We start from the raw sequence: 11,542 nt of genomic DNA on the forward strand, positions 1-11,542 counted from the left end.
GTGCAGCTCCTTAAAGCTTAGCGCCTCTCTATGAGTGTCTCTGTAACGATTGTGAAAGGATGATAGCTACTCTTTGATAAATCCGTAGCTATTGTAGTCACCAGGGAGCGCTATTAGCTGGTTGGATGTCCAGTTGGTTACGCCCCTGGCTATAAGATGAGCTTAAGGGTTACTCATTTAGCAACATTACCTGCAACATTCAGTGCATCCCAGGTACGGGCAAAGGGTGGTGCATAACAGAAATCCATCATTCCCAGATCTTCCGTTGTTAAGCCACCTTTAATGGCCGCAACCAGCGCATCAACCCTTAATACCGCACCTCGACCACCGGCAACCTGGCCACCAAGTAGCTTTTTGCTGACGGTTTCATAAACCAGCTTCACCAGAATATCAGACTGGTCCGGATAGTAGTTAGTGTGGTCCTTGTCCTTGATAACGACTGTCTGGTAGTCAATACCCTGCTCTTTGGCGTCCCGCTCGCTTAGCCCAACCCGACCTGCTTCCAGGCTTAGGACTTTGACACAAGCTGCACCGTAAGCACCGGGGAAGTGTTTGTCTAAACCACCCATCACCTCACCGGCCAAACGACCCATTTTATTGGCATATGTCGCCAAGGGAATCCACACGGCTTTATCCAGCTGTCCATGGATAACCGTGGCACAGTCACCGGCAGAAAAGATATTGGGGATACTGGTTCTGCCTTGATCATCGGTAACAATGGCACCGTTGGCCAGCATATCCAGACCAAGGTCTCTGACCAGTCGGGTATTGGGGCGAACGCCGGTACAGAGCACCACCAGGTCTGCCTGATACTGGCCTTTGTCGGTGGTTAATAAAAGCCGGTGGTCGTTATCTTCTTTCAACGATAGAACCGATTCCTGCCAGTGGCATTGAACCCCTGCTTTGTTAAGGGCGTCCATCACCCATTCCGCTACTTCCTGATCGAAAGTGCCGGCCAGTGGGTGTGAAGCGCTTTCAATGATGCGAACGTTCTTACCCTGTCGTTCAAGAGCTTCTGCCATTTCAAGACCGATATAGCCGGCACCGATAATGGCAACCTCCCTGACTTCCGGATTCGTAATGGTTTCTTTTAGATAGATACCATCATTCATGGTTTTGACACAGTAAACCCGGCCATCCTTCAACCCTTCCTTAAGGCCGGGAACCGGCGGGATGACGGGCTCGGCCCCGGTCGCAATCAACAGGCGGTCATAAGGCTGTTCAAAGTACTCGCCAGTGGCCAGGTTATGCACATGAACGGTCTGTTCTTCAATATTGATTTGCGTAACCTGGTGGCGGGTTCGTACATCAATCCCCCTGGCGGCAAACTGCTCGGGAGAAAACTCGGACATCTCACTGGCGTCGGAAAAGAAATCACCCACGTAATAGGGTAGGCCACAGGCGCCAAAAGAGATCACGTCCGATTGTTCAAAGACCATGACGGTAGCATCTTTTGCCACCCGGCGGGCTTTGGCAGCGGCACTCATGCCCGCTGCCTCACCACCGATAATCACGATTCTGAGTGGCTCAGACGTCGTGGATTGATTCAGTTCAGGCTCTCGTTTTTCAGAATAAGCAGACATCAGGAAACTGCATCCATATCCAGTTCAAGGGAATCATTGCTGTTGAAGGTTTCCATATCTACCTCTCCCATGGCACGGCCACTGACAAAACCGGTGGTAATGGCACCACTGACATTGACGGCAGTACGACCCATATCGATCAATGGTTCAATGGAAATCAACAAACCAGCCAGCTCAACAGGAAGACCCAGGGCAGAGAGAACAATCAGTGCAGCAAAGGTTGCGCCGCCACCCACACCTGCTACACCGAATGAGCCAATGGCGATAGTAACAATCAGGGTGCCGATAAAGCTCAGGCTGGTTGGATCAATGCCCACTGTTGGTGCAATCATCACTGCCAGCATGGCCGGATAAATGCCCGCACAGCCATTCTGCCCAATTGTGGTACCGAAGGACGCAGCAAAGTTGGATACCCCTTCAGACACACCAAGACGCTGAGTCAGGGTCTGAATGGTCAGCGGCATGGTGCCTGCACTGCTCCGTGAGGTAAAAGCAAAGGTAAGTACCGGCAGGATTTTCTTGATGAACTGGATCGGGCTGGCACCCACCATGGTCACCATGATCAGGTGAACCACAAAGACCGCAATCAGAGCCGCATAGGATGCGATGACAAACTGGATCAGTTGCAGAATATCGGTGAAGTTACTGCCTGCCACGACTTTGGTCATCAACGCGAGGATGCCAAAGGGCGTCAGTCTCAATACCATCGTCACGATACGCATCACGATGGCGTGAGCAACCTCAACGGTTCGTTCAAAGTGACCGGCTACTTCAGGCTGTTTGCGGTGTAGACCGAGTACAGCGACACCAATAAAGGCTGAGAAAATCACCACGCCAATAATGGACGTACTGCGGGCTCCGGTCATATCCAGGAATGGATTAGACGGGATCAGGCTGATCAGCATATTGGGAATGGAGAGGTTTTCCACCCGGGTGACAGTGGACAGCAGCTGCTCACCTCTTGCTGCTTCGCGAACCCCGGAAGTAATGGACTCAGCACTCAAACCGAAACCAAGGGCGGAAATAATACCAATGGCTGCCGCGATGGAAACGGTCACCATCAGCAGTGCCAGAATCCAGCCACTGATTTTGCCAAGCGTGCCGGCACCCTTCAGCTTCAGAATGGCTGAAATGACAGAAACCATGACCAGTGGCACAACAATCATCTTCAACAGGCCAACATAACCGTTACCGACAATATTGAACCAGCTAATGGACTCAGTCAGGATTTCGGAAGGGTAACCATAAAACAGCTGCAGACAGGCACCGTAACCAACCCCCATACCCAGTGCAATAAAGACCCGCCGGGTGAAAGGCATGTACTGCTTCTGGAAACGGTAGAGGAGGTAGAGTAACCCCACCATAATAAGGATATTGGCCAGTACTGCTAATGACATGGTTCTTATTCCCTTCCTGTTTTAAAGGTGTTATTTGCTTAGGGCCTGCTTATGGCTGGCACTGAGATATCCTCAACCCATGACTCTATATAAGATTTTTTCAGGGCTCTGAGTTGAGACGTAAGATCTTTGACTTTAGTTCCGCAAGGTGGCTTTGAGATCAACTGCCTGCAGCAGCAGGTCGGCCATTATTCAATAAATTAACGGTGTGCGATAGCATGGTAACCCGCTGTTTTTTAGAATATTTTTTTGTAATAACTGTGGTTTTTAGGAATAAGGAGGAGTGTACCTGACGGGGCTTTGAATAAGTAGATATTGGTTAAACAAGCAAACAACTTCTTGTGAAAGTGGCCTGCCTGCTTTTTAGAAAGTGATAAATAGTCAGAGTTGTAAGTGAAAATAACGCCATTTGACTAGAATTGGGTCTGGCAACAGGAATGTTTACAGGTGAAAGGAATTATGACTATATCTTAAACATAAAAGTAAACAACATGATTAAAGATTGCTGTTCATGGGTATCAGGGCTTTGGGGATCAAGCTCAAGCACGACAACTGAAGTACCTGCCAGCCAGAAAATCTCAGAGCGCACTCCGTTCATCCAGCGGGACGGCAATCAAGGCGTTTTTTCACCTCCAAGACCCATTAAATCGATTCGAGACTATGGAATTGCTCATAGTAATCCAGCCATTACATTCTCTCACATTGAAGCTTCCGCAGGTAAAGTTTGCCAGTTAGTCAGAATGACTGGAAATACTATTTTGAAGATTTCATCTTACCCCTCAAGGGCCACTTTCCCGATACTTGAGGATCTACTTTCCAGTGGCATAAAGGGACAAGGGTTACCAACTCTTGCTGCCGTTTGCGAAGATCGAGAAGCATTTATAAAAAATTCTATGTCTCCAAAAAACTTCCGGGTGGAGGCTGGTGAAACTGCTTACTATTACCTTCAATTGCTACTTTACTTAAATGCGCGTGAAGCTCCTCATATTCGAGATTTGGCTCCTTATCCCTATGTTAAAGATACTCTGGTGAAATATTGGGATTGTCTATTTAAGCCAATGTCAGTGGCAGCTGAAGCCAAGGTAATGTGTGAATTGGAATTAGGGTCATATGATAAGCCTGAATTTAATAACAACGATGGGGGTGAGAGAATGCGGGAAGAAGAGAGCAAGCTAAACCAGCTGGCCGTCAACCTAAAAAAGCTTGTGTTATCTTCCGGTGGTAGTCGAGCTGAACGCGACATTTCCAATAATCAATGTCTCATAGACTTGCTTTTGGATGTACTCGCTCTCCATTCTGGCGGAAGGTCGGACAGGGTTGTCAAATCTTTACCACCGGAGATAATTAACTTCTTGGATAAAAAGCTTGGCTATCGAACTTTTGTATCTGAATCCTGCTCACGCGAAACGAGATCATTACTTCATCCAGCAAACCTGGGGTTGGATTAAAGTCTTAAGGAAGGGAACTTCTTTTATGGAAGTTGAGTGGTTTTATCGCCTGTACAAAGCTGTAGGCTTTATGGTTGGTAACGTATGAAACGATCAACGTTAATTTTCATACTGCTGTTTTTCCCAAACAGCCTTTTTGCTGAGTATGAGGGCAGCAGCTTCTCTGAGACATGGCAACAAGTCACTTCTGATGAGTATCTTCTTCCCCGGAATGAGATTTCTTTTGGCTATATTTTGAACTGGGGAATAAACGAAATAAGAGCGTCTGCAAAAAGAACATTATCAGATCGTTCAGATACCCTACCTCAGTTTACTAAGCTGGTTCATCCAAATGGAATTTGTCTCAGTGGAAAATGGCGAATAATAAATGAGAATCCATACGGTGGGTATTTTAAGCAGGGTTCTGAGGCTTTTATAATAACCAGAGCATCGGTGGCTTTTAATAAAACCACAAAAGGCAATCAACGGGCCTTTGGCTTTGCGGGTAAGTTATTTCCGACTACTAACAGTGATGAAGTAGTGAAAACGGCGAATTTCTTTCTGATTGATAATCTGGGTGGTACCAGGGCAGAACACTATACCAGCGTTAACATGACCAATGAGCCTGACAGCTCAATAACACTGGCCGTAATCAGACATTTGATTTATTCCATTAAATTAGCGGTTACATTTGGAATGGCAGACAGTAATCCGGGGATTCGGCAGCTCTATGAAGTGTCTTATCTCGGTGAAGAAAACACGTCTACAGTCAGAACGCCAAGATGGATGAAAGTTCAGGCGTTACCGGGGCAAATGGTTAATGCGGAAGACTTTCGGGATGAGCTGAATGTGGATATGCATGCAGGAGAAATAAAATTCACAATCTCAGTTGCCAGTATAGAAGGTGCTCACGGGAGAAAGCAGTGGCTTGAGGTCGGTGAGATCATTTTAGATGCTTCTGTAGTATCTAATTCTTGTGACCATCGATTGCATTTTCATCATCCGAAGTGGAAAAGCAATTTGACGTATTAGAATCTGCTGAAACCGCGCTTCAACAGATTCTAATACCAGTATTGGGTTAGAAATCCAGCATGTAGTCCTTACTGTTTACTTTGGCTTTCAGCTCCCCATTTTCCTGCAGATAGTCTGCAAATGCCTGATAACGACCTGCATCTTTAGCTGCAGGTCTAAGATCGAAGCGGGAAATAGTGTCAAACCAGGCGCGACGGTTCAGTTCGTTATCCAGTTTCTTGGGGCTGTAATCCCTGAAAATTTTCCAGGATTTTTCCGGGTTATTCACAATGTATTGTGTGCCCAGTTCAATCGCCCTGAGAAAACGACGAATAGCATCTTTATCGTTCTTCTTGCTATTGGCGATAAAAATCAGCTCATCATAAGGGGGAATATTGTTTTCCTCGTAATAGAACATGCGTCCCTTACGCCCTTCAATGGCCAGCTGGTTCAGCTCAAAGTTACGATAGGCACCCATAATGGCATCTACCCGGCCACTCATCAGGGAAGAGGATAGATTCCAGCCCACATTGACCAGTTTTACATCCTTGGCACCAAACCCATAAGGTTCAAAAAGTGTGTCCAGAATCGCATTCTCTATGCCTCCAATATTCAAGCCAATGGTTTTACCCTTCATGTCTTTTAGAGATTTGATCGGGCCATCATCCAGAACCAGTAGGCCATCCAGTGGTGTGGCCACCAGTGTGCCTGCCCAGGCCAGAGGAAGACCATTGGCTACACCATGAATCAGGCTGGGCTGATAGTAAACAGCAAGGTCCACCTTTTCAGAAGCCACCAGTTTTGGCGGAAGGTTTGGGTCCGCAGGTTCCTGAATATCGACCTTGAGCCCCTGATCTTCGAAGTAACCGTTTTCCTGTGCAATGATGATGGGGCCGTGGTCGGGGTTTACAAACCACTCCAGCATCAGCGTCAGTTCTTTGAGTTCTTTTTCCTGCTTATTATTGGAAGTCTGCTTATTTCCACTGGCATGCAGGCCAGCAGACAGCATCAGTGTTATTGCCCAGAGGAAAGTCAGTTTTATCAGTTTTTTCATTTCTTATTCCTGAGAAGTTTCCGGTTGCCACGGAATGAACCTGCGTAGAAGGCGGTCAGTGGTGTAATAAAGGCTGACGGAGCAGAATGCTAGCACGGTGAGTGCTGCAAACATCTGGTCAACCCAGAGGCGCGCATTGGCCTGGAGCATCAGGTAGCCAAGCCCAGCACTGGAGCCAACCCATTCACCAACGACTGCGCCAATCGGTGCAACCACAACAGCAACCCGGAGCCCGGACGCAAGGGCAGGCAATGCTGCTGGCCAGCGAATATTTCGGAGAATAGCAAAGCGGTTGCCGCCCATGGTTTGTGCCATATCCAGCCAGCCCTGATGGGTATGGCGCAGTCCGTCATAGCAGCAGGTGACCACTGGGAAGAAGATCACCAGGATGGTCATTACCACCTTGGAGGTCAGGCCATAGCCAAACCAGAGCATCAGTATGGGGGCGAGGGCAAATACCGGTATCGCCTGAGTGATTAACAGTGGTGGTAAAAGCCATGGTCTCAACGCCGCAAAGTAAACCAGCACCAGCGCAAGAACGATACCCAGTAATACGCCAAGCAACAGCCCTAGCAGCATTTCACTGAGTGTCACCAGTGTGTGTTCCCACAAAAGGCTGGCATTCTCAGCCATACTCTTTGCTACATCAACGGGTCCGGGAAGAATGTAGCCCGGCATATCAAAGGCAATCACCAGAGTGTGCCAGAGAACCAAAAGGCCAAGGAGAACAACGAAAGGTTTGATGGAGTCTTTCATTCCTTATTGCTCTCCTGCCAATGGCTCTAAAAGCGACTCATGTCGTAAACGATCCAGAAGCTTTCCCTGTAAAGCCATAAGGTTATTGTCTTCCAGTGATCGGGGTATTTCTCCCGGCGGGGTGATGGCATCGGTCAACTGAGCAGGCTGGCCTCTCAAATGATAGACATCATGACCAAGACGAAGTGCCTCAAGGGGGTCATGAGTAATCAGAAGTACGGTTCGGTTTTTTAGCAGTTCGCAGGCAAGATCCTGAAGATTAAGCCGGGTGATGGCATCCAGTGCTCCAAAAGGCTCATCCATTAAAACCAGTGGCCGGTTTTCCATCAGGGTTCGGGCCAGTGCAGCCCGCTGTCGCTGCCCACCGGAAAGGGTTTGAGGTAAAACATGTGCTTTCTCAGTCAGCCCGACCTTTTCCAGAATGGACATGGCTTTGTCCTGAACTTCCGGTGGTAATATGGGGCGGCGTTTAAGTATATCTGCCCAGCTGCGGCGAAGTCGCTGCCCTAATGTGATATTTTCGAGCACGGTAAACCAGGGCAGCAACAGGTCTTGTTGCGCCATCCAGGCAATACGGTTGCTTACGGGGAATCCATCCTGGCAGAGAATCTTGCCATCGGTTTCACCGGCAGGAAGGTCGGCAATCAAACGCAATAGACTGGTTTTTCCCACGCCACTACCCCCCAAAAGGCAGGTCCATTTGCCGCCTTTCAGGGTCAGGTTTAGCTTTTCAAAAACGCAGTGGTTGCCAAACCTCAGACTGGCATCCTGAATGATCACATCAAACATACGCCTGTGTATTCCTTACCAGCTGCGGTAGAAGTGGTGGACAGGCCCATGTCCGTCAGCCTTGTTCCTGGAGATATTCAGATGGTCTGCGTGAGCAATGGCTCCGGCAATGTATTCTTTAGCTGATCGTACGGCTTCCATTAACGGATAGCCTTTTGCCAGCAAGGCAGTGACAGCAGACGACAGAGTGCATCCAGTACCGTGGGTATTGCGGGTTTCGACCCAGGGAGACTCAAGCTTATGAAGAGCCTTACCGTCATGGAAAAGGTCAACAGCCTTGCCAGTTCCATTACTTGACGGTAAATGGCCCCCTTTTAGTAATACGGCTCCCGCTCCCAGTTCCATTAAAGGCTCTACCATGGCAATCATAGCTTCCAGAGATTCAGGGCGTGGGCAGTCGAGAAGAACAGAGGCTTCCGGCAGGTTAGGCGTAATGAGCGTCGCTTTGGGGATCAGTTTATTACGGAGGGTATCAATAGCTGCCGCCTGAAGAAGGACATCACCACTGGTGGCTACCATGACGGGGTCAACAACCAGATATTGCAAGCGGTGGTCACTGATTGCCTGAGCAACCGTTTCAATCACTTCTGGCTGGCTTAGCATACCAACCTTGGCGGCGGAAATATCTAGATCTGAAAATACAGAGTCCAGCTGCTGGCGTACAAAGGCTGGTGTGACATCAAAAATACCCTGAACACCCAGGGTGTTCTGTGCGGTCAGCGCAGTAATAACACTGCAACCGTATGCGCCCAGGGCTGAGAAGGTTTTCAGGTCTGCCTGAATTCCGGCACCACCGCCACTGTCAGAACCGGCAATGGTCAATGCGATTGGTGTAGAAGACATAAGCTCGGAACTCTCCATTGGGTACATCATCCGATCCGAGCTGGCGTGAAAAGGGGCGGGACGCTGGTTTAATTCTGGTTCAGACTCCTGTCCAGAAAATTGCTCCATGCAGAGTTGAATAACAGGCTTGCACTGTTGTTAGTACATCAGGGTTTTATCAGCTCTCTGGCAGCACTTTGCTTCAAAAGTCAGCCACGCCCGTCGGTTTCCTACGCCAGCATTATCTGGTTCAGGTTCTATGGGTGTTTCTCAGTTCTGTTTCTCTAATCAGGCTTTCAGTTGCAAGAAAGCAGAACACCCCAACCAACAACGGCCGAGTCTATGGGGTTTGGTACAGACTGTCCAGTGAGATAGGCGAATTGACGCCTCTCAAAAATGCGTTATGTTATAACATGTCTTTTCTCAAAAAAAGGAGTGTGGTATGAAAAAAGGTATTCACCCTGAATACAGAACGGTTGCATTCCACGACTTAGGAGCAGACAAGTTTATTTTTGTTCGATCCACCGTGCAGGTGGAACGAACGATGGATATTGATGGTACAACCTACCCCTATATGACATTGGATGTGTCTTCCTATTCTCACCCCTTCTATACCGGTAAACAGAAAACGTCCACACAGGATGGTCGTGTTGCCCAGTTCAATAAACGATTTGGGAATAAGGGGCTCAAAAGGAGTAAGTAGTGCAGGTTCTATGTTCTTTAAAAAGTGCGAAACACCGCAGCAGTGACTGCCAGGTGGTAAAACGCAGGGGGCGTGTATACGTCATCTGCAAATCAAATCCCAAGTTCAAAGCCGTTCAGGGGCGGGCAAAGATGAAAAAGTGATGCTTTTTGGCATTCAACATTAAAAGGCAGAAACCGGATAGATAATCAATGAGTTTGAGAGACACCGTAATTACTATCCGGTTTTGTTCAACCAGAAATTAATTTTCAGTTTATCAATAATAATGATGATTGGTATTTAAGTTTAAAAATTGTAATCTATATCCAGCTTTGTTGTTTAAAAAACTCTATGACTTTACTTGCGGAATTGCCAGGTTGTTTCGGTAGGTCATTTAATAATTTCCTAGCTTGATCAATTGGCGTTGTTTTTGCCTTTATATATGATGTTGTAATAAAGATTTTTTCTTGCTCACAGGCTTCAATAAGCCCATTAAGTAATTCAGGGTTGGCAGTAAGTCCATCTAGAATAGTCATACGATGATGCGTTAGTAAGTCTTTATCTTCTTGAGAGATTTGAGGAGCAAGTGTAGGAGATTCATTGTTATATTCTGGAGAGTGCGGGGGGAGAGTTACCGGCTGAATTCTAGAACCTGAACCGACACTCAATCTTAAATAACTTTGAGGATGCTGTCCTTGATTAAGTAATTCACAAACTCGATCTAGGACTTTTTTCTGTTCTACGGGATTAGATCGTTGGCCAAGTTGGCTCTTTAATTGGTGGACAAGGTTTGATGCAATTTCGTTGTTGTCTTCAATTTGTGAGCTATGTGCAGGTGAAGGATTCTGATAATTAGTTGATATCATGAGTTTACTCTAAGAAATGGTTGAATTTCATATATTGTAAGTTCTTAAATAATAAGAACTATACTTATTAGAGTTTTATTACCTTGGAAAGTTTCATTCCCTAGATCAGGGATCAGGTTTTAGGGTGTTTATGCTGAAAAAATATTGTGGAGTAGTTAATAGCTAATAAATATTTCTGATTACCACTTAATCTCAGCCATTATAGAAGCGGACACCTTAAACCCGCTGCATCATATCGTTTACATAGATTTTGCATAGTGGTGCAGTACAGGAATTCCAATAACTGACATTCCTGTAACACCTGTATCTACAAGGGGGCTTCTCTACGAGGCTGAAGAAGAGTAGTAATCAGGTAAATATTTATATTAATTGGTTTTTCGTATTAACCAGAAATACAGTGGGTAAGGCAGGCGACGCAAAATCCCCAAGAATGCTGCAAAAACACGTGGGAACCGAATCTCAAATTGTCGAGCCTTCATGCCTTTGACGATAATCTCCGCCGCTTTCTCAACCTCCATTATAAAAGGCATAGGAAATCGATTTTTACTGGTTAAGGGAGTCTTAACAAAACCGGGATTGATGACTTTGATATCAATGCCGATTTCAGAGAGCTCTGAGTGTAATGATTCTGCCATATTAATCAGCGCTGCTTTAGTTGCGCCATAACCTGCCGCTTTTGGCAAGCCACGATAGCCAGCCAGTGAGGCATTGATGGCAATAATGCCTTTGCCCTGAGTTTTCATGATGGATATCAGTGGCTCAATACAATGGCAAACCCCCATCAGGTTGAGCTCAACTTGTTGTCGAACGGCGCTGCTAGTGAACTCAGCTGCCGGGGTAGCGATATAGGTTCCGGCATTAAGAATGGCCTGATTGATCTGGCCATGATCCATGATGATTTTGTTTACGGTTTCATGGACGGCGTTCTGATCAGTAACGTCCAGAGGGTAAGGTATGATATTGCCTTGCAGCTCTGCCGAATGTTTTGCCAATACTTCCAGCTGGGCAGCGTTGCGTGCACTGGCCGCAACGATCATCCCTTCGCGAGCCATCGCCATTGCAACGGCTTTTCCAATGCCCTGACTGGCGCCTGTAATCCAGATTACAGGAGTACTGGTGGATATTTTCTCGTCATTAGTGCTCATTTCAGCAATG

Annotated in this window: 12 protein-coding genes and 1 riboswitch; of the genes, 4 read left to right on the forward strand and 8 right to left on the reverse strand. The window is 47.0% G+C overall.

Annotation, left to right across the window (positions count from 1 at the left end):
- Positions 1 to 173 precede the first annotated feature (173 nt).
- Together GV64_RS04365 and GV64_RS04370 are read right to left on the reverse strand one after the other, a co-directional pair.
- Complete coding sequence (locus GV64_RS04365; protein WP_020584135.1) at positions 174 to 1,583, reverse strand: CoA-disulfide reductase; 1,410 nt, start codon at positions 1,581 to 1,583, stop codon at positions 174 to 176.
- A complete protein-coding gene (locus tag GV64_RS04370; RefSeq protein ID WP_020584134.1) occupies positions 1,583 to 2,980 on the reverse strand; it encodes an L-cystine transporter in 1,398 nt (465 codons plus the stop codon). Before GV64_RS04370 ends, GV64_RS04365 begins: the two co-directional genes overlap by 1 nt.
- A 437-nt stretch (positions 2,981 to 3,417) precedes the next feature.
- Between GV64_RS04370 and GV64_RS04375 the strand changes: the two genes are divergently transcribed.
- Positions 3,418 to 4,428 carry a hypothetical protein gene (locus GV64_RS04375; protein ID WP_020584133.1) on the forward strand — a complete coding sequence of 337 codons (1,011 nt, stop codon included), beginning with the start codon at positions 3,418 to 3,420 and terminating at the stop codon, positions 4,426 to 4,428.
- Between the two features lie 84 nt (positions 4,429 to 4,512).
- Positions 4,513 to 5,439, forward strand: coding sequence for a hypothetical protein (locus GV64_RS04380; protein ID WP_020584132.1), 927 nt, complete (start codon positions 4,513 to 4,515; stop codon positions 5,437 to 5,439).
- Between the two features lie 46 nt (positions 5,440 to 5,485).
- Here GV64_RS04380 and GV64_RS04385 read toward each other — a convergent pair whose 3' ends face one another.
- From GV64_RS04385 to thiD, 4 genes are read right to left on the reverse strand one after another with little or no spacing between them, the layout of a single operon-like run.
- On the reverse strand, positions 5,486 to 6,472 hold the full coding sequence (locus GV64_RS04385; protein ID WP_020584131.1) for an ABC transporter substrate-binding protein: 987 nt from the start codon (positions 6,470 to 6,472) through the stop codon (positions 5,486 to 5,488).
- 3 nt (positions 6,473 to 6,475) lie between these two features.
- Positions 6,476 to 7,228 (reverse strand): ABC transporter permease, encoded by a 753-nt coding sequence (locus tag GV64_RS04390; RefSeq protein WP_020584130.1) that lies wholly within the window; start codon positions 7,226 to 7,228, stop codon positions 6,476 to 6,478.
- A 3-nt stretch (positions 7,229 to 7,231) separates the two neighbouring features.
- Entirely contained in the window at positions 7,232 to 8,017 is a 786-nt protein-coding gene (locus GV64_RS04395; RefSeq protein ID WP_020584129.1) for an ABC transporter ATP-binding protein, read from the reverse strand.
- 15 nt (positions 8,018 to 8,032) lie between these two features.
- Positions 8,033 to 8,860 carry a bifunctional hydroxymethylpyrimidine kinase/phosphomethylpyrimidine kinase gene (gene thiD, locus GV64_RS04400; protein ID WP_201772463.1) on the reverse strand — a complete coding sequence of 276 codons (828 nt, stop codon included), beginning with the start codon at positions 8,858 to 8,860 and terminating at the stop codon, positions 8,033 to 8,035.
- A gap of 189 nt (positions 8,861 to 9,049) precedes the next feature.
- Positions 9,050 to 9,172, reverse strand: a riboswitch (TPP riboswitch).
- Positions 9,173 to 9,281: 109 nt separating this feature from the next.
- Here thiD and GV64_RS04405 point away from each other — a divergent pair.
- Together GV64_RS04405 and ykgO are read left to right on the forward strand one after the other, a co-directional pair.
- Entirely contained in the window at positions 9,282 to 9,542 is a 261-nt protein-coding gene (locus GV64_RS04405) for a type B 50S ribosomal protein L31 (RefSeq protein WP_020584127.1), read from the forward strand.
- Entirely contained in the window at positions 9,542 to 9,685 is a 144-nt protein-coding gene (ykgO, locus tag GV64_RS24130; protein WP_081622200.1) for a type B 50S ribosomal protein L36, read from the forward strand. Before GV64_RS04405 ends, ykgO begins: the two co-directional genes overlap by 1 nt.
- Positions 9,686 to 9,841: 156 nt before the next feature.
- On the opposite strand, the gene GV64_RS04410 is transcribed toward ykgO, so the two are convergent.
- Together GV64_RS04410 and GV64_RS04415 are read right to left on the reverse strand one after the other, a co-directional pair.
- Complete coding sequence (locus GV64_RS04410; protein ID WP_020584126.1) at positions 9,842 to 10,387, reverse strand: hypothetical protein; 546 nt, start codon at positions 10,385 to 10,387, stop codon at positions 9,842 to 9,844.
- 365 nt (positions 10,388 to 10,752) lie between these two features.
- Positions 10,753 to 11,532: an SDR family NAD(P)-dependent oxidoreductase gene (locus GV64_RS04415; protein WP_020584125.1), complete on the reverse strand. Its 780-nt coding sequence runs from the start codon at positions 11,530 to 11,532 to the stop codon at positions 10,753 to 10,755.
- Positions 11,533 to 11,542: the final 10 nt, after the last annotated feature.

Origin of the sequence: Endozoicomonas elysicola (genome assembly GCF_000710775.1) — a bacterium.
GTDB classification, from domain to species: Bacteria; Pseudomonadota; Gammaproteobacteria; order Pseudomonadales; family Endozoicomonadaceae; genus Endozoicomonas; species Endozoicomonas elysicola.